We start from the raw sequence: 22,578 nt of genomic DNA, 5'->3' as shown, positions 1-22,578 counted from the left end.
ATTGATAAATATATTATTGAATAATATTTTACTTAAATGACAGATTTTGAGATCTGTATTTGAAATTGAATATAAAAAAGACTGCTCTGTAAAGAGCAGTCTTCCCATCGTTTAATTTTAAAATTAAAGTGATTAATCCTTAATAAATCGTTTTGTTGTTTCTCCTATTTGAATCACGTAGGCTCCTTTTATAAGGTTGCTTACATTGGCAGTACCTCTTTGAAGTGTTCCTGAATGTATCAGTTTTCCGGACATATCAAAGATTTTATATTCTTCGGTATTCGTATTTGAAATCGTTAAAATATCTTTTACCGGATTCGGATATAGTTTTATATCCGCTGATGTTTCTTTTGGTGCTTCAGTCACAGATTTTGCAGCTGTAGCAGTTACCGAAATATTAGCATTATTCACATCAAAGAAAATATGATTGGTTCCTTTTACCATAATTCTTCCTGAAGTAGTAGAAGCATTAGGGATAGTCACAGCCTGCGAACCGTCATTAGGAGTTCCTGCCAATAGGGGAGTCCAGGTGTTTCCGCTATCGGTAGACCATAAAATATCTACATTGGCAGTATTTACACCATTAGCAGTGGTGCCTGCCACATTCCAGGTAATGGTTTGTGCACTTCCTCCGGCATACGAAACCGCAGTGTTTTGTGAAGTGATATTGAAAGGACCTGCAGTGGCATTTACTGTGATCTTTGTATCATCTGAATTATTTCCACCTCCTCCGGCTCTGTTATCGCGAACGGTAAATCTAAAATTTAATGCTCGTGCAACAGAAGATAGAGCTTCTACATTGATTTCAGAACCTGCAGTAGTAGTAGCTCCAGCTAAAATTGAAGACATTCTAGGGAAATATCTTATTGGTGAGGTTGTTGGTGTCCAGGATCTGAATGTAGGTCCTGCTGTTTTGGTCGCTGTAGCTGCAGAATTAGCCCCTGTTTGAGAAGACGTTCCCTTATCCATCTGTTCCCAGATATAAGTAAGGGAATCTCCATTTGCATCAGTTCCTGATCCGGTCAGCATAAACGGTGTGCTTTTAGGAATGGTATAATCCAATCCTGCGCTGGCGGTAGGAATTGAATTTCCTGTAGGTGTATTGACAGAACAGGTTTTTACCTTAATGTTATTGGTGATCTGCTCAATACTTGCGGCATGGAAAAAAGCATCAGAATTCTTTTGGACATCCTGATTGGTGATTCCTGCATATCCCATAATGGTAGATCCTGATCCTGGTTCCACCGATCTCAGATCTACGCCCTCTGTAGTGAAGGACCATGTGTGATTTCCCCCGAATTGATGTCCCATTTCATGAGCTACATAATCAATATCAAAAGTATCTCCCGCAGGAATTCCGCTGCCCGGGGAGGTATATCCACTACCTTTATATGCATTAGGATAGGTTACGCCCTGGTAAACATAAGTAGACATATCATTACTGCATATACATCCTATACACCCTGCATTGCCACCACCACCATCTCTGCCAAAAAGGTGACCAATATCAAAATTAGCATTACCAATAGTAGAGTTTAGGGTATTCATCAGCTGAAGGTTCCAATTGTTCATTGACGAAGAAGGGGAGTAGGGGTCGGTAGATGCGTTCGTATAAATGATTGCATCATTATTGGCAATAAGAACCATTCTTATTGCAAGTTCATTTTCAAAAACACCATTTACACGGGTCATGGTATTGTTCATCGCTGCTAAGGCTTGTGCTTTTGTTCCTCCGAAATAAGAAGTATATTCTCCTGTAGTGGATAACGCCAGTCTATATGTTCTCAATGTTGAATCATCAGCATTTCTGGCTGCAATACTTGTGGAAGTACCTTTCTGAGCTGCATCCAATACAGTACATTCGAATTTACTTAAGTTGTCTTTTCTGTCAGACTTCTTATAGATTACATAGGAAGATAAATCTTTAGTATAAGGCTCTATGAAAGTGGCGGATTTATCTCCGTAAATTTCCATAGAAGAAAGACCTAAAGAAGAGATGCTAAAATAAACCGTTGAAGCGGGGTTTTCTATTCCCTCTCCGATATAAGACTTAATATCTGGGTATTTTGCCGCTAGCTCAGGTTCGAAGTTTGAATTCTCTGTTACTTTAAATCTTTCCATCTTTCCCTCAGAATTCGGGAAAGAAATAATGATCTGAGATTTTTCACCGGCTGCTAATCTTTTAGGAGTGTTTAGCAATACATTTCTTAAGCCGTTGATATTTAATTGGTAAATTTTCGGACCCTCTATATTCATCATGTTTTCGAAAACAGGTGAAGAGGTTTTTCCTGACCCCTGAGTCCATAGACGATCTGTCTGGGCGAAGGAAAGACCTGATAGTACAAGCATTCCCATCATCAATAATTGTTTTTTCATATAAAAGTGTAATTGTATTTATGCTATCCCAAATCTAATAAAAAAAGCCTTGTTTAAAATTCAATATTACTATAGAATGTTTCAATTATTGATAATAGAAATTATGATTAAATGAAAAATATTAAATAAAACGATATAAAAAAGAAAAACTGTTCTATACAGAACAGTTTTTCACATTAATTTAATTTTAATAGTTACTAATTTTTAATAAATCGTTTTGATGATTCTCCAACCTGGATGGTGTAAGCTCCTTTGATAAGGTTACCTACATTTACAGAACCTCTTTGAAGTTTTCCGGAATCAACTAATTTTCCTCCCATATCAAAGATTTTATACTCTTCAGATGCTGTATTGGAAACATATAGGATGTCTCTTACAGGGTTAGGATACAGCTTGATGTCTGTGATCAGATCTTTTGTATTGGATAGTTCTCCTTTTCCGGAAGAAACAATATTCAATGTATAATCTTCAACCTGCCCGTAAGTGTAAGCTTCACAAGATGAAGTAGGAATAGAGCTGTATTTCATCATTACTCTCATTCTTGTTGATCCTAGAGTAGCTGTTGCAGGAATAGTAATAGATCCGGTAACAGGAGTTGTCGTAGAACCTGCTTTAGACCATGCTAATTCTCCGCTGTCTGTAAAGTCTCCGTCTCCGTTGTAATCGATATAAACTGCATAAGCTTCGCTGTATACTGTAGAAGTCCAAACCGGAGTCACAGAAATAGTATAAGCACTTCCTCTTGTAACATTGGTAGAAACAGAAGTGAAGTTTTCATAACCGGCAGTTCCTGTAGAAGTATTGTTAATCGTTCCGAATTTTACATTTCCGATTCTTTCATCAGCCGTATTAGATGCAGAAGAAGAGCAGTAAGTAACCGTTCCGCCTCCTAATGTTGTAACGCTTACCGTATTGCTGGAAACAGAAGCGTTTCCTGCTGCATCTTTAGCTTTCACAGAGAAAGAATACGTTGTGGATGGTGTTAATCCTGTTACGGTATAGGTTGTAGAAGCAGAAGAACCGATCAATGAAGCACCTTGATATACATCATAGCCTGTAACGCCTACGTTATCTGTAGCGCCGGACCATGAAAGGTTAGTAGTGGTGGAAGTCGTTCCTGAAGCAGCAAGGGTAGGTGCAGTAGGAGCTACAGTATCAGGAGTTCCTGAACCTGCATTTACTGTGATGTTTGCATTATTTACATCAAAGAAAATATGATTAGTACCTTTTACCATAATTCTGCCTGTGCTGGTAGATGCATTAGGAATTGTTACAGCTTGAGAGCCGTCATTGGGAGTTCCTGCCAATAGAGTAGTCCAGGTACTTCCGCTATCGGTTGACCAAAGGATATCTACGTTTGCGGTATTGACACCGTTTGCAGTAGTTCCTGCAACATCCCATGTTATGGTCTGAGAGCTGCCACCGGTATAAGTAGTTGCTGTGTTTTGTGAAGTTACTGCAAATGGTCCAGCCGTACTGTTAACGGTAATTACAGCGTCGTCTGAATTGTTTCCGGAACCTCCGGCTCTGTTGTCACGGGCTGTAAATCTGAAGTTTAATGTTCTGGCTACTGAAGAAAGGGCTTCAACCGTAATTTCTGAACCTGCTGTAGTGGTTGCTCCTGTTAAGATAGAAGCCATTCTTGGGAAATATCTCACAGGTGCTGTCGTAGGTGCCCATGATCTGAAGTTAGGACCTGATGCTTTTGTAGCACTGGCTGCAGAGCTTGCTCCGGTTTGGGAAGAGGAAGCGTTATCCATCTGTTCCCAGATATATGTTAAGGCATCTCCGTCAGCATCAGTACTGGTTCCTGTAAGCACAAAAGGAGTTCCTTTTGGAATGGTATAATCCAATCCTGCATTAGCAGTAGGAATTGAGTTTCCGGTGCTTGTGTTTACAGAGCAGGTTTTAGCTTTAATATTATTGGTGATCTGCTGAATGCTTATGGCATGGAAGAAAGCATCGGAATGCGGCTGGATATCCTGGCTTGTAATTCCTGCATATCCCATGATCGTTGATCCTGATCCGGGTTCCATATTGGCTCCCGTCCCTTCGTTACTCATGGAGAATGTGTGATTTCCACCGAATTGATGACCCATTTCATGAGCTACATAATCAATGTCAAAATTGTCTCCTGAAGGAATAGCATCTGCCGGAGAAGTATAACCGCTTCCTTTGGAACCGTTAACGCAGATACAGCCGATACAACCTGCATTTCCTCCACCTCCGGAAGCTCCGAATAAGTGTCCGATGTCATAATTGGCTTCACCAATTACAGAGGTCAGAGTGCTTTGTAATTGAGAATTCCAGCTGCTCATTCCTGAGGCTGCAGAATAAGGATCGGTAGAAGCATTGGTATATACTACAGCATCGTTATTGGCAATTAAAACCATTCTTGCTGCGAAATCTTTTTCAAAGACACCATTTACACGGGTCATTGTGTTGTTCATGGCTGCTATAGCTTGAGCTTTTGTTCCTCCGAAATACGTGGTGTATTCACCTGTACAGGATAATGCCAGCCTGAATGTTCTTAATTTAGCATCATCGGCATTAGGTCTTGCCGCAAGACCCGCATTGGCGGCGCCTTTTTGTGCTACATCTATGACTGAACATTCGAACTTGCTAAGATCATCTTTTTTGTCAGATTTTCTATACACAACATAAGTGGAAAGGTCTTTAGAGTAAGGCTCAATGAATACAGCAGATTTATCACCATACACTTCCATTGAAGATAACCCGAGCGGAGAGATGCTGAAATAGACTGTTGAAGTAGAGTCACCAAGTCCTTCTCCTACGTAAGACTTAATATCCGGATATTTTGCAGCAAGCTCAGGTGCAAAATTGGAATTTTCCCTCACTTTAAAATTTTCCATTTTCCCTTCAGAATTCGGAAAAGAAATAATGAGTTCTGATTTTTCGCCGGCAGCCAGTCTTTTAGGGGCTTTTGCAAGAGCGTTCTTTAATCCATTGATATCCAGGCTATAAACCTTTGGGTTGTTGATGCTGGATTTGTTTTCAAAGATTTCAGATGCGCTTTTTCTTGAACCCTCAGACCAAAGACGATCTGTCTGTGCGAAAGAAACACCCGTGATGAGGAGCATTCCAATCAGTGTTAATTGTTTTTTCATATTAAATATTAATTTTAATTGTGGAATATCAAAGCTAATAAAAATTATATTACGAAAAACAAAAATTTTTAAGAAAAATTTAGAATATCTGTTCAAAATATTATGTAATACATTGAATATGCTTGAAATGATTCATCAATAGGATGTAAATAAAGAAAAATGACATGCACAATCATGCATGTCATTTTAATTATAAAGATAAAATTAAGTTTTACTTACATTTTATCATCAGCGGTAGGTCCGTAAAGTCCGGGAACTTTATTCCCTGTTGATCTTAAATAAACAACGAGCTCACCTCTGTGGTGGTATAAATGATTATACAAAAAGCCTCTAACTACCTGGATTCTCGGTGAAGGAGGAAAGAGAACATTTCCGTTCATTTCCATTTTCCATTCGTTGAAATAGGTGCTTTCGTCAGAATCTTCCAATACTTTTTGTGCTTTAGCAACATTTTCTTCAAATTTTGCGAGAATATTTTCAGCTTTGGAAATATCTCCTTTGTCATACTCATACTTGCCCATATCAAACGTATCCTGATTGAAAGTAGAGGGGTACCAGTTATAGACTTCTGCAATATGTGAGGCTAGCTGGCCGGTTGTCCAGTTTTTTTCAGACGGTTTCCAGTCTAAAGCGCTGTCAGGAATTGCTTTTAAAATTTTTCTGGTGTTTTCAGCTTCATGCAGAAACTCACCTAAAAGTGCCTGTTTAATCATTTGTATTGAGTGTTTTAAAATTATCTTGTAATATCTCTTCCGATAACCAGTCTCTGGATTTCAGAAGTACCTTCACCTATAGTGCAAAGCTTTGAATCTCTATAGAACTTTTCAACAGGGAAGTCTTTGGTATATCCGTACCCTCCGAAGATCTGAACGGCATTGTTAGAAATTCTTACACATGCCTCAGAAGCATATAGCTTTGCCATAGCGCCTTCTTTGGTCATTTTCTGTTTAGCATTTTTAAGAGTAGATGCTCTTTGGATAAGAAGTTCAGCAGCATCAATTTCTGTAGCCATGTCCGCAAGCATAAAGTTCACTGCCTGAAAATCTGAAATCGGTTTTCCGAATTGGTGTCTTTCTTTAGCATACTTCAAAGCAGCTTTATAAGCTCCTCTTGCTGTACCTAAACTTAGAGCGGCAATAGAAATTCTGCCTCCATCCAATATTTTCATAGCTTGTTTGAAACCTTCACCCACTTCGCCTAAACGGTGAGAATCCGGTACGCGTACGTTATCAAAAATGAGTTCTGCAGTTTCAGATGCACGCATCCCTAATTTATTTTCTTTTTTTCCGGAACTAAAACCAGGCATACCTTTTTCTAACACAAAAGCTGTAGAATTGTTTTTAGCTCCTTTTTCACCTGTTCTTGTCATTACCACAGCAATATCTCCTGAAATAGCATGGGTAATAAAGTTTTTTGCTCCACTGATAATCCACTCATCACCGTCTTTTACAGCTGTAGTAGACATACCTCCTGAATCTGAACCTGTATTATGTTCTGTTAATCCCCAAGCTCCGATTACCTTTCCGGAAGCCAACTGAGGAAGCCATTTATGTCTTTGCTCTTCATTTCCAAATTCGTAAATATGGTTGGTGCAAAGAGAGTTGTGCGCTGCTACAGAAAGACCAATCGATGGATCTACCTGGGAAATTTCATCCAGAATAGTAACATACTCATGATAACCCAAACCGGAACCGCCGTACTGCTCAGGAACTACAACCCCCATAAATCCCATTTCTCCAAGTTGGTGGAATAAGTCTTTAGGGAATGTTTGGCTTTCATCCCACTCCATAATATTCGGTCGGATATTCTTCTCTGCAAATTCTCTAGCTGTCTCCGCTATCATTTTGATGTTGTCAATAGTCTCTGTATTCATATAGATAATAGTTAGTTCCCAAAGATAAATAAATTGACGGAAAGCCAAAGAAATTATTTTAGTCATGCTGCTTTAGCCTCAATCTTTTAATTTTCAATTTTTTATGTTTTAAAAATTAATATTTTCGTAATAAAATATTGAATCTTTTACGTGTTTTATTTTGCTATTTTAGCTTCCCAATTTTTATGGTATGAAAAAACTTCTACTTCCTATTATTTTAATTTCTTCTTATATTTCTGCACAAGCCCCTGCCGGATATTACAACGGAACGTCCGGATTAACGGGTTATGCTCTGAAATCAAAGCTCCATGATATAATTTCTGAAAAGAATATCAGCTGGCATTATGGTGACCTTTCCGGATATTATAATCAGACTGATCTTGATAAATATTATGACCACGATGCTACGAATACTACTTATTTATTGGATATTTATTCGGAGATTCCATCCGGGCCCGATGCTTATGAATATACATCCGGTCAGCTGATCGCATCGTCCGGGGCAGAAGGAATGGGGTATAATAGAGAGCATATGATGCCTCAGAGTACATTTAACAGTAATTATCCAATGTATTCTGATTTATTTTATGTAATCCCAACCGATGCAAAAATTAATCAGTTAAGAAGTAATTATCCTTATGGGATTTCTACGACAGTACCGGCTAATATACCTTATACATTCACAAATACTTCTAAAATCGGACGAAGTGCCATTCCCAATCTGCCTTATACAGGCAATGTATATGAACCTATTGACGAATTTAAAGGAGATGTGGCCAGATCTTTATTGTATTTTGCTGTAAGGTATGAAGGAAAGCTGGGAACTTTTAAATACAATACCAATGCTAATCCTGCTTCGGACGCTAATGCACTTGACGGTACGGAAGAGAGGGCGTTTGAACCGGCTTATATGGCTATGCTTCTTCAATGGAATCAGCAGGATCCTGTATCGCAAAGAGAAATTGACCGAAATAATGCGGTGTATGCTATTCAGAAAAACAGAAATCCGTTTATAGATAATCCTGGTTGGGTGAATATAATCTGGAATCAAACGCCGGACGCTGTAGCACCTCAGGCGCCATCCAACTTAACAACTACACAAACGAGTGCCTATTTTGTAAATTTAAGCTGGTCACCCAGTCCTGATGCGGATGTACTTGGCTATAAAGTATATCAAAACGGTACATTGGTAGCAGCCACAAAAGGGACATCGATTATCATTGATCATCTTACACCTTCTACTGCTTATAACTATACGGTAAAAGCATATGATAGCGGTTATCTTATTTCTCCGGATACTAATGTTGTTTCTGTAACCACCCTGGCTTCCGATTCTTATGCTAAAGATCTTTTTGTTTCAAAATATATTGAAGGATCAACGAATGGCAATAAAGCTCTTGAAATTACCAATAAAACAGGACATCCCGTGAATTTAAGTGATTACAGATTATCCATTCAGCTTCAGGGAAGCGGTAATAACCTGTATTTTCCGGCTCCTTTTGAAATGGAAGGGACTGTTCAGGATAATGAAACATTTGTTGTTTTAAACCCTTCAGCCACTTTTTCCTGCTATACAAAAGAACAGGCAAAACTTGTAACGGCTGCTCCTCAGATGACTTTTTATGGATATAATTATATTGAGCTGAGATATAAATTTTCCACAGTAGATGCATTGGGCGTTGTAGGACAGAATAACTCTTCAGTATTAAAAGATGTTTCTTTATACAGAAAAGCTTCCGCCAATCAGCCAACAAATACATTTAATATAAGTGAATGGGATTCTTACCCGATTGATTACTGCCAGAATTTAGGAGGTACATTATCAACCACAGAACTTATCACGGTAAATAAAAAATTTATCATATATCCGAACCCTGTATATGACAACCTTTTTGTAAACGGTGAAACGGAAGCGGTAAAAACTGCTCAGATCATAGATCTTTCCGGAAAAGTGATCTACACGGAGAAAGACCCCTTCAGAAGTAAGAAGAACATCTCCGTACAGACTCTTCCTAGAGGTTCTTATTTCCTGAGACTTGACGAGCAGGTGCATCAATTTATTAAAAAATAAACCGCAAGGAAAATTTTAATATAAAATATTTTTTAACGCTTTCGTAATTTTTTACTACGACTTAAAACGTTAAAAACCTTATGTTTACTATATAATTGATATAAGCAGATTCACTAATAATCAATATCTATAAGTGTTTCTGCTTATATTTTTTATTTATAAGTAATTATGCTTATATTTGCAGTATGATAGCGGTCATTACCGGAGATATTATAAATTCACAGCATGCGGATACCGAAGTTTGGATTACCAAGCTTAAGAATCTTCTCGACAATTGGGGAAGCGCTCCTCAAGTATGGGAAATCTACAGAGGCGATGAATTTCAATTTAAGTGTAATATCGATGACGTTTTCTGGCATTTTCTAGCCATAAAATCTATTATTAAAAGTCAGGAAAATTTAGATGTAAGAATGGCCATAGGGATTGGTGAAGAGAGTTTCTCGTCTGAGAAAATCACTGAATCTAATGGTACAGCTTACGTAAATTCCGGAAGACTGCTCAATGATCTGAAGAGTGACGGCCATACCGTTGCCATTAAAACTTCCAATGATTCTGTAGACAGAGACCTGAATATTCTGTTAAAATGGTCGTCAAAAGATTTTGATAACTGGACTATGGCTACCTCAGAGATCATCCACGAAATGATCATGAACCAGGATATTACCCAGGAAGATCTTGCCAGGAAGTTTGCTATTTCACAGTCTTCGGTGAGCCAGAGACTGAAACGAGCCAATTATGAGCTTATTGTAGAAACGAACCAGTATTTCAGAAAGAAAATCTCAGAACTATAGCATGATCTTTATAAAACTCATATTGGCACATCTACTCGGAGATTTTGTTCTTCAGCCAGATTCATGGGTTGCAGATAAGGAAAACTATAAACTAAAAAGTAAGTTTTTATACTTCCATGTTTTGATTCACACTGTTTTAAGCTTTGTTTTTCTTTGGGATTTACAACTTTGGTGGGTAGCCCTTCTGATTGGGGGATCTCATTTCATAATTGATGCCGCAAAACTGAGCTTTCAAACAATTAAAACAAAGAAAACGTGGTTTTTCATAGACCAGTTGCTGCATATTATAGTGATTGCAGGCGCTTCTTTTTATTTCCGGGAATTTGATTTCAGCTTTTTAGGAAACCAGGAGTTTTTAAAAATCATTATGGCGGCTTTGTTCTTAACAACCCCAGCTTCTATTTTTATCAAAATACTATTATCATCATGGACTCCTGTTCCTGATGCACAGAATGCTATACAAACCGAATCTTTATCAAGTGCCGGAAAATATATCGGAATTTTAGAACGCCTGCTGGTTTTCACTTTTATTATGGTGAATCACTGGGAAGGTGTGGGCTTCATGGTCGCTGCCAAGTCTGTTTTCAGATTCAGTGATCTTGCACAGGCAAAACAGAGAAAACTGACAGAGTATGTACTTATAGGTACACTCCTAAGTTTTGGACTGGCTGTCTTAACAGGAATAATAATTAAATAAATCAATAAATCTAACTACAATTTAGAAAGTAAAATTATGAGTCAAAAGAAAGAAATGTTGTACGAGGGTAAAGCGAAACAAGTATTTGCTACTGATAATCCTGAAGAAGTAGTAGTGCGTTTTAAAGACGATGCTACAGCATTTAACGCTCAAAAGAAAGGCCAGGTTGACCTGAAAGGGGAGATGAACAATGCCATCACAACCCTTATCTTTGAATATTTAAATGAAAAAGGGATTAAAACTCATTTCATCAAACAATTAGACGAAAGAGAGCAATTAGTAAGAAAAGTGTCTATTATTCCATTGGAAATGGTAGTAAGAAACTACTCTGCAGGAAGTATGGCACAGAGATTAGGAGTGGAAGAAGGAATCAAGTCTCCGGTAACAATTTTTGATATTTGCTACAAAAAAGACGAGTTAGGAGATCCGCTTATCAATGATCACCACGCTGTTTTCTTAGGTGCAGCTACTTACGAGGAGCTTGACGAGATGTATAAACTTACTTCAGATATCAACGAAATCCTGATTGACCTGTTTGACAAAATAAATATCATCCTTGTTGATTTCAAAATCGAATTGGGTAAAACTTCAGACGGTGAGATTATCTTAGCGGACGAAATCTCTCCTGATACATGCAGACTTTGGGATAAAGACACGATGAAGAAATTGGATAAAGACAGATTCAGAAGAGACTTGGGAGAAGTTACTGAAGCTTATGTGGAGATCTATAACAGATTGAAAAATTTACTGGCGAAGTAAGATTTCAGATGTTAGACCTCAGATGCTAGATTTTTAGCATTGGAATATTTGTTAGTTAAAACAAAATCAACACTGAAGTTAGCTTTTAGTCTACAATCTGAAATCTGACTTCTAAGATCTACAATTAGAAAAAATAGAAATGAAAAGTTTAGACATTCATAAAAGTGAATATTTAAAACAGTTTAAAGACCAAACCTACGGTAGAAATCTTTTCAGAACACAGGAAGAAGAAAGACTGGATGCTCCCAATGAGGAGTGCGGTATCTTTGGAATGTATTCAGATACTGATCTGGATACGTTTTCTCTTTCACAGTTCGGGCTTTTTGCTTTACAGCACAGAGGCCAGGAAGCTTGTGGTATTTCCGTTCTTAAAGATGGAAAGATTACCAATATGAAGGATGAAGGCTTGGTTTTGGACGTTTATAAAGACATTCAGGAACCTGAAGCTTTTATGGGAAATTCTGCAATCGGACATACCCGTTATACGACAGCAGGAGATAAAAAGAAGTATAATTTCCAGCCATTTTTCGCAAAAAACGAATATGACCAGATTATACTTTCTATAGCACACAACGGGAACCTTACCAATGCCAGAGAATTGAAAAATGAACTGGAGGCTGAAGGGGTGGTTTTCAGAGCTACTTCAGATTCTGAAGTAATTTTGAGACTGATCCAGAAAAACCTTGATTTGGGACTTCGTGGTGCAATAAAAGCTACGATGGAGAAGATCAAAGGAGCCTATTCTGTGGTAGGGATGACCAGAAATAAATTCTTTGCATTCAGAGATTTCAACGGTATCCGTCCATTGGTTTTAGGAGCTATTGACGAGAGATCTTATGTTGTGGCTTCAGAATCTGTAGCATTAGATGCAGTGGGAGCTCAATATGTTCGTGATATTCTTCCGGGAGAAATTATCTATACCAATGAAAATGAGCCTGGAAAACTTCATTCTTATATGATGGATGAGGCTAAAGGAAAACAAAGGATATGTTCTTTTGAATATATTTATTTTGCGAGACCCGATTCTACGTTAGAAAATATCAATGTTTACGAAATCAGAGAGAAATCCGGGGAGAAAATCTGGGAACAGGCTCCTGTAGATGCTGATATTGTGATCGGTGTTCCGGATTCCGGAGTACCGGCCGCTATTGGGTTCTCAAAGGCTTCAGGAATACCTTTCCGTCCTGTATTGATCAAAAACAGATATATTGGAAGAAGTTTTATCGTTCCTACTCAGGAAATGAGAGAGAGAGTGGTTAACCTGAAACTAAACCCGATTATTTCTGAAATTAAAGATAAAAGGGTTGTTATTATTGATGACTCTATCGTTCGTGGGACAACCTCTAAAAGGTTGGTTAAAATTCTGAAAGATGCAGGTGTAAAAGAGATTCATTTCAGAAGTGTTTCTCCTCCTATTATTGCACCATGTTATTTAGGAATTGATACCCCTTCAAAGGATGATTTAATTTCTGCTAATATGACTACGGAAGAACTTAAAAATTATTTAGGAGTAGATTCTTTAGAGTTTTTAAGTACCGAAAATCTGAAAGAAATTTTAGGATCTTCTAACCACTGCTTTGGATGTTTTACAGAAGAATATCCGGTAGGAAAAGGAGAGGAGGTAGAATTATTCAATTAATTGTATTGACAATAAAAATAGAAGGGTCAGGTATTGTTTACCTGACCCTTTTTATTGATATAAATGTAGCAAAAGCTTAATGTTCCTGTATCATATTCTTTATAGGCAAGTTTTAATTTTGTTAGATTAAAATTTGAAGATATGAAAAGCACGTTTTTTACAGGTTTTTTTTTAGCAATGGCTCAGTTGTATTGCGCCCAGTCTTTTGATAATCAGGCGCACCGTGGAGGAAAATCACTATTTCCGGAAAATACCATCCCGGCCATGAAAAATGCTTTACAAATGAATGTTACCACGCTGGAAATGGATTTGGCCATCACAAAGGATAAAAAAGTAATTCTTTCCCATGATGCTTTTCTTTCTCCTGAATTGGTTACAAAACCTGATGGAACCTATATACCGAAAGACTCCGGCTTTTATTATAAAATTTATGAGATGCCTTATGCAAAGATTCAAACATTTGATATAGGCTTGAAAAAACTGAACAATTATCCTGATCAGAAGAAAATGAAGGCTCAGAAACCTCTTTTCTCAGAGGTTATAGATGCATGTGAAAGCTATGCCCGTGAGCTGAAAAGACCTTTGCCCTTTTACAATATAGAAACTAAAACACGCCCTTTCTCAGATCATATCTTTCATCCGGAACCAAAAGAATTTGTAGACCTGATGATGAAGATTATTGTAGAAAAAAACATCCAGGATAGGGTTATTATCCAGTCTTTTGATCCCCGAACACTGGAAATCCTTCATAAGGAATATCCTAAAATAATGACTGCTTTACTGGTAGAAAAAGTGGATGATAAAAAGCTGGAACAGCAAAGGTATTATTTCAAAAATATACCTGTAGAAAAATTCAGACTATATCCTAATCATTTGAGTGGTGTAGCTGGAGATATGAAGTTTTTAAGTTTTACCCCTACCATTTACAGCCCGGATCAGAGTCTTGTCACTGCTGAATTAGTCAAAGAATGCCATGCACTGGGCATGAAAGTAATCCCATGGACTGTTAATACCAAAGAAAGACTAAAGGAGCTTAAGGGTATGGGAATAGACGGCGTGATCAGTGATGATCCACGAATATTTGAATAGGCGCTTCCTTTTGTTTATATAAGAAATAGAAATGGCCGGAAAAAATTCCGGCCATTTTTACAATGCATAAAACTGCATCTGGGAGTTAAAAAATTGGTTGTTTTTTAATTAAAATTTATAGTTCACCCCTAACTGGAAAACTCTGTTGTTGTTTTCAGCAGCCGGTCTGCTTTTATCAATTTTAGTCAAGCTGTTTACATATCTTGCGTTGATACCGATATTAGAAGTAATATCATATCCTAGACCAAGACCTAAACCAAAATTGAATTTGTTGATATTATCTTTATTTAAATCCTCAGAATGACTCTCTGTTTTAGTAGTAGTGATACCTCCTGTAGTACTTGACACTGTAGATTCTCCTTTGGTTTTTCCATCGATGAAATAACTGAATTCTGGCCCAGCTTCAATATAAAACTTATCCATTGGTCTCATTTGAACCATTAATGGAACTGAAATATAATTCATTGTTAGTTTATCCTGTCCCTTTGTTTTAATAGTTGTTGATCCTACAGTACTCTCTGTTGAATAAGCTACATCTCTTGCCCCCATTTGGTTGTACAATACCTCCGGTTGGAAGCTGAATTGCTTAGAGATTGGAATATTAACGAAAGCACCTGCGTGGAATCCTAATTTTTGGCTGTTGATACCAAAACTTTGCTGGCTTAAATACGCTGAGTTTCCACCTGCTTTGATACCAAATCTAATAGGCTGAACGTCTGTTTTAAGTGGAGAGGTTGTGCTTACAGTATTTACAGGTTGTGTTTCTTGAGCAAAAGCCAATGTCCCGGCTGTTAATGCCAGTCCTAAAAATAACTTCTTCATAATTTTATTTTTTAATTTTACTATTTGCTTCATTATTTTGCAAAATGCTTGCCAAACTCCTCAAACCCTGATTAGCAAATAGATGCGGGATGTTTTAATACTTAAAAAACAACATTTATATCCTTCTTTATGTGAAATATTTCAATGTAAATTAGATATTTGTGATAAATTTTAAGTTAAAATTCTTTCACATAAAAAATGTCCTTTTAATATAAATACTGTTTTATTATGTCAAATGGGGGGGGAATTTATGCTTATGTCATATGTACTTATACCTGATGCTGAAAATACCTTCTGCAGACCGGAATAAAAGAGCAGCTCTACAATACTAAAATACAGGGAGCATCCTTGCATTGGTATAAGAGAATGGGTGTATTTAGCTATTTTTAATCACAAATAACATTAATATTTTCACAGCTGACACTATCAATGCAGTTTGCATTGGTGGTATTCGTGGGAGAAATATTTGTGCTATTAGTGTTTATGTGTATATAGGAAAAGTGAAATTAGAAGCCTGATAGGATAGGCTGCGAAGGATTGATTAATTGAAATGAATCCTGTAATAAGAGGCTGTATGCACTCATAAGGTATGATATGAGACTCATATAAAAGTGAAAAGGTCAGACTTAAAATAAAATCCGACCTTTTCTATTGAAATCAAAATGTATTACTAATGAGTGTACAGAAACGTATTTCTGAAAAATTTGTTCAATACTGTTTTTAGAGTTGATCCTTAAATAATATGGAATTTGATTATTAGGCTGAAAACGTATTTTTCAAATGAAATAAAATTATAATTCAGAAACATTATAATGGTACAAGTACTAAGTCTATTTGCAAATTCCTTGCCAAAAAATACTGAAAATAAAAAGTCAGGCTAAATAAATAACCTGACTTTTTTATTGAATATAAAAATTTGTTAGCTATGCTAGGGCTTATATTAGAATTTATAAGCTAATCCTACCTGGAACGCTCCGTTTTTCACAGAGTCAGAACCGCTAGGTCTGTCTTTTGCTACATCAGATAACCCAGCAACATATCTTACGTTCACTCCAATGTTTGGCGTAAAATAATAACCTGCTCCAAGACCTAATCCAAAGTCAAAAGATTTAGTTCCATCTTTAACATCTAAAGAATTTGAATTGTCTTTTAGTTTTGAACTTACCAAGAAACTGAATTGAGGACCTGCTTCTAAGTATAGGTTAGGTAGAGCATTGTACTGGAACATTACCGGTACTGCGATATAATCTAAGTTAAATTTCACATCACTGTTTGATTTAGCTTTTGCTCCCATTCCACTGTATAAAACCTCCGGCTGTACAGAGAAGTCTTGTGCTACTGGAATGTTGGCAAATACACCACCATAAAATCCTGCTTTTGAATTCCAACCACCGTTAGATAAGCTAGAAACATTAAGACCAGCTTTTAAACCGAATCTAACCGGTGAAGAAGCAGAAGTATTAGTAGAAGTTTTCTGAGCGAAAGTAAATGTACCTGCAACAAGGGCTAGGCCTAAAAGAATCTTTTTCATAAGTATTTATTTAATAGTTTTTAAGTTTTGTTTAACATTTTGTTTATTATCAAATGGCGTGCCAAAGAATTAAAAACATTACTCAATTAATGATCATCATAGATATATAGGATATTTTTTCAATATTTTTTTACGCAAATAATATTTTTTTAATCTATAACGTAACCAGGTTAAATTTTTTTTAACAAAAATTTATAATTTAAATATAAAAAAGGTCAGATTATAATTAATCTGACCTTTTTATTGATACAAAATTTGTTGAATGTGAAACTACTTATGAATTATTTAAATTTATAAGCTAATCCTACCTGGAATACATTGTTTTTAACAGCATCTCCAGAGTTGTTTTTATAAATATCTGTAAGACCTGCTGTATATCTCGCTGTAAGTCCTAAGTTAGGGGTAAAATAATAACCTGCTCCGATACCAATTCCAAAATTAAACGTTTGGAAGTCATCTTTATTAAGGGTAGCTACCTGAGTGTTGCTGTTATTGTTGGTTGAATTTTTAAATTTATCCTTAGCACTTACTAAGAATCCGAATTCAGGACCTGCTTCAAGGAAAAATTCAGGAGTTGCATTATATTGGAACATTACAGGTACTGCAACATATCCTAAATTTCTCGAATACTCATTTCTGAAGGTATTTCCTCCTGCTGAAAACTCTCTGGTTACTTTTGAACCTAAATCATTATATATAACCTCCGGTTGTACACTGAATGAACTTGCTAACGGAATATTAGCAAAAACACCTGCATTAAAACCGATTTTGGATTTTGAATCACTTAAATCTGCTCCATTAGAAAGCGATGATACGTTCATTCCACCTTTTACCCCGAATGTTACCGGATTTGTACTGGTAGTCGGTTGCTGTTGTGCGAACGCTAATGTACTTGCAGTTACTGCTAATCCTAAAACTAACTTTTTCATAACTTTAATTTTTTAATATTTACTCTTTCTTAATTTTAAATTTTACTACTGTCAACATTTTCAGTTGAACGCAGAGTATCTTTCAAATTGCTTGCCAAAAATATTTTTTACCCCTAAAATCAATAAAAAAACCGCTTATTTAATAAGCGGTTTTTAAATTTATATCTCTGATTTTCAATTGTTTAAAAAATTAAATAAACATTTGTTTGAATGAGTGGTTTTTATCAAAAAATGAACTCAAAAAAAGGGGGTATTTTATGAAAATGAGCAAAAAATGCTTAGGCATCATTCAATTTTCTGTAAAAATGTAAGGAGTCAAGGATGTTTTTCTGACTGCATTGATAGTCATAATTGCATGCTCCGATTTCGGAAAGGAGCGAGAAATTGATTTTACTATCCGTATTCTTTTTATCATTCATTAATAATGCAGTAATATCTTCATCTTTAAAATCACTGATATCTAAATAAGGATAGTATCTCTGGATATTTTCAATAATAGCCTGGGAATCTTCTTCAGAAATCAGATTTTCAAGATAAGCTAAACGGGATTCACAAATCATTCCCATAGCTACCGCTTCTCCATGAAGGATAGGGTTTTTCTGTTGCAGGCACAGACTTTCAACAGCATGACCTATTGTATGACCGAAATTCAGGGTTTTCCTGATATTTTTTTCGTGAAAATCTTTCTCTACCACATCCTGCTTGATATTCATTGAAGTCTGGATATGCGGAATTACCGTTTCTACATCAAGCTTATGAATCTGAATCAGTTGTTCCCAATGGGCTTTATCAGCAATCAGTCCATGTTTCAGCATTTCTGCAAATCCGCTTCTTAATTCTTTGAACGGTAATGTTTCTAAAAATTTCGGGAAAATAAAAATCTGTTCCGGGAAAGCAAAAGTACCTACCATATTTTTATAATGCATCAGATCAATACCTGTTTTTCCTCCAATAGAAGCATCACACATAGATAAAAGGGTAGTAGGGATATTAATAAACTGTATTCCTCTTTTATAAGTAGATGCTACAAATCCCCCCATATCGGTAATCACACCACCACCAAGATTAATGACCAATGCTTTTCTATCCGCCTGCATCTCCGTAAGAATTTCCCAAAGTTGATTAGCGGTCTGAATATTTTTCATTTCTTCACCTGCCTCAATTTCCAGAATTTCAAATCCCAGATCTGTTTCCATATTTCCTAAGAGAATGGGAAGACAGTATTCATGAGTGTTCTCATCCACTAAAATAAAAATTTTACTGAAAGATTTTTCATGCAGAAATTCGTTTAACTGAGAGAAATCGTCATTTAATATTGTTATCATCTTCAAATTTTTGTAAAGTTAAAAAGTAAACTATATTGCAAAGTTATGATTCTTAATTTTTAACTCGTAACTAAATTACTATCTTTGCAGAAATTTTTAGAATGAGCAGAGATAACAATAATTCAGACAGACCAAAAAGACCAAGAGTTTCAACACGAAAAAGCTCTGATGATTCTCGTGCTTCTAGATCTGGAAATTCCTCAGGATCAAAACCTTTCAAGAAATCTTTCTCTAAAGATGGAGACAAGAGAGGTCCGGAACATAAAGGGTCCAATTCAAAATTTGATAAAAAACCTTTCAATAAAAATACAGAAAGCTTTGAAGGCTCAGGGGCTGAGGGTAGCTCAAAATCTGAGAAAAAACCTTACATTACTAATAAAAGTGAGAGCTTCGAAAGAAAATCTTTTGGAAAATCTGCCCCTAAAAGAGGAAGCAGAAGTTTTGATGCAAGAGATAAGTATGAAAGAGGCAGTTTAAAGTATGGTAGAAGACCATCCAGTGGTGATGACAGAAATGAAGACAAAGCAAGATCTTTTGTACAGAAGAGAAGACTGAATAAAATTGAAAAAGACGTTCATAAAGACAGCATCCGTCTTAATAAGTATATTGCTAATTCCGGAATATGCAGCAGAAGAGAAGCTGATGAACTGATCACGCAAGGATTGGTGGAAGTGAACGGTAAGGTGGTAACAGAAATGGGATATCAGGTAGAAAAAACCGACAGAGTAGTTTTTGACGGTCAGAACATTACTCCTGAAAAGCCTGTATATGTACTTTTGAATAAACCTAAAGGATATATTTCTACAACGAAAGATGATAAAGCCAGAAAAACGGTAATGGATCTTGTTGCTAATGCATCTCCTTACAGAGTGTTCCCGGTTGGAAGACTGGACCGTTCTACAACAGGGGTTATTTTGTTGACCAATGACGGACACATGACTAAAAAATTGACGCATCCATCTTTTGATGCTAAAAAGATTTATCATGTAACACTTGATAAGAAATTAACAGGTGAAGATTTACGTCTTATTGCAGAAGGGATCCGTCTTGATGAAGGGATCGCCGTTGTGGACCAAATTTCATATATTGAAGGTAAGCCGAAAAATGAAATCGGAATTGAAATCCATATTGGATGGAACCGTGTCATCAGAAGAATATTCCAAAGATTAGGATATGAAGTAGAGGCTCTGGACAGAGTAATGTTTGCAGGATTAACGAAAAAGAATATCAAGAGAGGACACTGGAGAATTCTTACAGAACAGGAAGTAAATAACCTTAAAATGCTTTAAAAATGATGAATAATAAGCTGTGGGCTTTGGCTCATGCTTTATTCTGTTTTTAAATTGTAATTTTAAGTACTGCATAAAAAACGCATAGAAGTTTATTCTGTGCGTTTTTTTATGTTTTTGTCTAAGCTTGATTTAGAACTATCCCAGTACGGTTACCCCTTTCTCAATCATTTCATAGATAGCATCTCTGCCGTTATCAGGTTTTACATTTACAGCACGGGTTCCGTTAAAATGTAAACAGGTAACATATCCATTGGCAACAGCATCCAGACAAGTGAATTTCACACAGTAGTCCATTGCCAGGCCAACGATTTCTACCAATTGAATATCGTGATATTTCAAGAAATCATCCAATCCGGTTTTCATAAAATGGTTGTTGTCCTGAAAACCGCTATAGCTATCTATTTCAATATTTTTTCCTTTCTGTATGATATGGGTTACCTTGTCTCTGTTCAGATCTTTATGGAATTCTGCTCCGAAAGTTCCCTGGATACAGTGATCTGGCCACATAAACTGGGGAACACTATTTAAAATAATGCTTTCACCAACTTTTCTATTATTGCTGCTTGCAAAACTTTTATGGCCTACAGGATGCCAATCCTGCGTCAAAACAATCTGGTCATATTCATTTTCCTCCATCAAAAGGTTGATATAAGGAATGATCTCTCCAGATCCAGGTACTGCAAGTGATCCGCCTTCACAAAAATCATTCTGTACATCGACTATTATTAGCGCTTTTTTCATATTTAGATTTCTCGAATTTTTGATAAATTTACAAAACTAACAGGCAAAAATTTGTCCAAAATAGAATTATCGGACAAATCGGCAAAATATTTTTTTAAACTGATAGAATGAAGGGCAGCATTTAAAATAATTAAACTTTGTCTACAGGTATTCTGTTTCGAAGGGTAAACCAAATTTCAATAGCTTATCTTTGCAGTAAATAAGTATTTTTATGTCATTTGAGTCTTTAGGATTATCACACAATATTATTCGTTCTGTTAACAAACTGGGGTATTTAAAACCATTTCCTATTCAGGAGCAGGCTGTTCCTGTTATCCTGCAAGGTAAAGATCTGATGGGAATTGCACAGACAGGTTCCGGGAAAACGGCTTGTTTTGTAATGCCTATTTTAGAAAAATTGCAGAATGCAGAAGTTAAAAAAGACCGTAATGTTCAGGTTCTCATATTGGTTCCTACGCGTGAATTAGCTATTCAGATTGATGAAGTGTTCAGAGCTTTTACAGAAAACCTGAAGCGGGAAATCCGTACAATGGCTGTTTATGGAGGTGTTTCTATCAATCCACAGATGAAGGGAATGTTTGGAGTGGAAGTACTGATCGCTACTCCGGGACGTTTATTAGACTTAATTGATCATAATGCATTGAGTATTTCAGGTATTCAGCATTTGGTAATTGATGAAGCGGACAAAATGTTTCAGCTGGGCTTTGGGGAAGAAATGAATAAGCTTTTCGGTTTAATGCCTGTGGTAAAACAGACAATTTTGTTTTCGGCAACTTTAAATGATAAAGTTTCTGAAATGAAAGAACGTTTATCCATTAATCCTACTATTATTGAAATAAAAAAAGAGGAAGTTGAAATTGATCATATTGAACAGCTGGCATATCATGTTTCTCCGGAAAATAAAGGGCCTTTCTTACGATATCTGATCAAAGAAAAGAAAGTGGAAAAAGCTTTGATCTTTGTTTCCTCTACAAGATCTGCCGATAATTTGGTGGAGAAACTTAAAAAGAATAAAATTAAAGCAGTGGCTATTCACAGCCAGAAGTCACAAGGTGCCCGTAGAAACAACTTAGAGGAATTTAAAGTAAACGGAGCTCAGATTTTAGTGGCTACGGACTTAATTGGTCGTGGGATTCATATCGAGTCTCTTCCTTGTGTGATCAATTATGAATTGCCGCGTTCGCCTTTAGACTATATCCACCGTATCGGTAGGACTGGCCGTGCCAACGAAAAAGGTACTGCTATTTCTATTCTGACGGATGATGAACTGCAGCATTTCCGGGTAATTCAGAAGAAAATGGGCAAAAAAGTGACCTTACAAAGAACAGAGGGTATTGATCTGCATGGCTATTAATACCTTCATTACAATAAACAGAGCTTCAATTTTATAGAATTGGAGCTTTTTTTTATTCAGTGAAGATATCTTTTGGAATAAGTACAATTAACGCTTTTTTCATATATAGATTTCTCGAATTTTGATACATTTACAAACCTGAAAATTTGTCCAAAACCGAA

The 22,578-nt window shown here is 36.4% G+C and carries 17 protein-coding genes; 8 read left to right on the top strand and 9 right to left on the bottom strand.

Annotated features, from left to right (window positions below):
• Positions 1 to 132 precede the first annotated feature (132 nt).
• From DRF57_RS08575 to DRF57_RS08560, 4 genes are all read right to left on the bottom strand, one after another.
• On the bottom strand, positions 133 to 2,376 hold the full coding sequence (locus DRF57_RS08575; RefSeq protein WP_115917940.1) for a zinc-dependent metalloprotease: 2,244 nt from the start codon (positions 2,374 to 2,376) through the stop codon (positions 133 to 135).
• A gap of 197 nt (positions 2,377 to 2,573) precedes the next feature.
• On the bottom strand, positions 2,574 to 5,504 hold the full coding sequence (locus DRF57_RS08570; protein ID WP_115917938.1) for a reprolysin-like metallopeptidase: 2,931 nt from the start codon (positions 5,502 to 5,504) through the stop codon (positions 2,574 to 2,576).
• A 215-nt stretch (positions 5,505 to 5,719) separates the two neighbouring features.
• Positions 5,720 to 6,217 (bottom strand): DinB family protein, encoded by a 498-nt coding sequence (locus DRF57_RS08565; RefSeq protein WP_047492637.1) that lies wholly within the window; start codon positions 6,215 to 6,217, stop codon positions 5,720 to 5,722.
• Positions 6,218 to 6,237: 20 nt separating this feature from the next.
• Positions 6,238 to 7,377 (bottom strand): acyl-CoA dehydrogenase family protein, encoded by a 1,140-nt coding sequence (locus DRF57_RS08560; protein WP_047492802.1) that lies wholly within the window; start codon positions 7,375 to 7,377, stop codon positions 6,238 to 6,240.
• 190 nt (positions 7,378 to 7,567) lie between these two features.
• Here DRF57_RS08560 and DRF57_RS08555 point away from each other — a divergent pair, with 190 nt between their 5' ends.
• The 6 genes from DRF57_RS08555 (at position 7,568) to DRF57_RS08530 (ending at position 14,423) form a co-directional block, all read left to right on the top strand.
• Positions 7,568 to 9,448, top strand: coding sequence for an endonuclease (locus DRF57_RS08555; RefSeq protein ID WP_115917936.1), 1,881 nt, complete (start codon positions 7,568 to 7,570; stop codon positions 9,446 to 9,448).
• 185 nt (positions 9,449 to 9,633) lie between these two features.
• Positions 9,634 to 10,239 (top strand): SatD family protein, encoded by a 606-nt coding sequence (locus DRF57_RS08550; RefSeq protein ID WP_047492643.1) that lies wholly within the window; start codon positions 9,634 to 9,636, stop codon positions 10,237 to 10,239.
• Position 10,240: 1 nt separating this feature from the next.
• Complete coding sequence (locus DRF57_RS08545; RefSeq protein ID WP_047492647.1) at positions 10,241 to 10,936, top strand: DUF3307 domain-containing protein; 696 nt, start codon at positions 10,241 to 10,243, stop codon at positions 10,934 to 10,936.
• A 36-nt stretch (positions 10,937 to 10,972) separates the two neighbouring features.
• Positions 10,973 to 11,695, top strand: a complete 723-nt coding sequence (purC, locus tag DRF57_RS08540; RefSeq protein WP_115917934.1) for a phosphoribosylaminoimidazolesuccinocarboxamide synthase — start codon at positions 10,973 to 10,975, stop codon at positions 11,693 to 11,695.
• Positions 11,696 to 11,834: 139 nt separating this feature from the next.
• Positions 11,835 to 13,334 (top strand): amidophosphoribosyltransferase, encoded by a 1,500-nt coding sequence (gene purF / locus DRF57_RS08535; protein WP_047492654.1) that lies wholly within the window; start codon positions 11,835 to 11,837, stop codon positions 13,332 to 13,334.
• Between the two features lie 141 nt (positions 13,335 to 13,475).
• Positions 13,476 to 14,423: a glycerophosphodiester phosphodiesterase family protein gene (locus DRF57_RS08530; protein ID WP_047492656.1), complete on the top strand. Its 948-nt coding sequence runs from the start codon at positions 13,476 to 13,478 to the stop codon at positions 14,421 to 14,423.
• 108 nt (positions 14,424 to 14,531) lie between these two features.
• Here the strand turns inward: DRF57_RS08530 and DRF57_RS08525 are convergent, their stop codons facing one another.
• The 4 genes from DRF57_RS08525 to aroB all read right to left on the bottom strand — a co-directional run bounded on the left by DRF57_RS08525 (position 14,532) and on the right by aroB (position 19,030).
• Positions 14,532 to 15,245 carry a porin family protein gene (locus DRF57_RS08525; RefSeq protein ID WP_047492804.1) on the bottom strand — a complete coding sequence of 238 codons (714 nt, stop codon included), beginning with the start codon at positions 15,243 to 15,245 and terminating at the stop codon, positions 14,532 to 14,534.
• A gap of 940 nt (positions 15,246 to 16,185) precedes the next feature.
• Positions 16,186 to 16,776: a porin family protein gene (locus DRF57_RS08520; RefSeq protein ID WP_047492659.1), complete on the bottom strand. Its 591-nt coding sequence runs from the start codon at positions 16,774 to 16,776 to the stop codon at positions 16,186 to 16,188.
• A gap of 281 nt (positions 16,777 to 17,057) precedes the next feature.
• Entirely contained in the window at positions 17,058 to 17,705 is a 648-nt protein-coding gene (locus tag DRF57_RS08515; protein WP_047492661.1) for a porin family protein, read from the bottom strand.
• 278 nt (positions 17,706 to 17,983) lie between these two features.
• Complete coding sequence (aroB, locus tag DRF57_RS08510) at positions 17,984 to 19,030, bottom strand: 3-dehydroquinate synthase (RefSeq protein ID WP_047492664.1); 1,047 nt, start codon at positions 19,028 to 19,030, stop codon at positions 17,984 to 17,986.
• Positions 19,031 to 19,131: 101 nt separating this feature from the next.
• Here aroB and DRF57_RS08505 point away from each other — a divergent pair, with 101 nt between their 5' ends.
• Positions 19,132 to 20,319 carry a pseudouridine synthase gene (locus tag DRF57_RS08505; protein WP_115917932.1) on the top strand — a complete coding sequence of 396 codons (1,188 nt, stop codon included), beginning with the start codon at positions 19,132 to 19,134 and terminating at the stop codon, positions 20,317 to 20,319.
• A 138-nt stretch (positions 20,320 to 20,457) separates the two neighbouring features.
• Here the strand turns inward: DRF57_RS08505 and pncA are convergent, their stop codons facing one another.
• Positions 20,458 to 21,063 carry a bifunctional nicotinamidase/pyrazinamidase gene (gene pncA / locus DRF57_RS08500; RefSeq protein ID WP_047492667.1) on the bottom strand — a complete coding sequence of 202 codons (606 nt, stop codon included), beginning with the start codon at positions 21,061 to 21,063 and terminating at the stop codon, positions 20,458 to 20,460.
• A 211-nt stretch (positions 21,064 to 21,274) separates the two neighbouring features.
• Between pncA and DRF57_RS08495 the strand changes: the two genes are divergently transcribed.
• Positions 21,275 to 22,417 carry a DEAD/DEAH box helicase gene (locus DRF57_RS08495; RefSeq protein WP_047492669.1) on the top strand — a complete coding sequence of 381 codons (1,143 nt, stop codon included), beginning with the start codon at positions 21,275 to 21,277 and terminating at the stop codon, positions 22,415 to 22,417.
• Positions 22,418 to 22,578: the final 161 nt, after the last annotated feature.

Origin of the sequence: Chryseobacterium rhizosphaerae (genome assembly GCF_003385455.1) — a bacterium.
Lineage (GTDB): Bacteria > Bacteroidota > Bacteroidia > Flavobacteriales > Weeksellaceae > Chryseobacterium > Chryseobacterium rhizosphaerae.
This window is presented reverse-complemented; position numbering and strand designations above follow the sequence as displayed.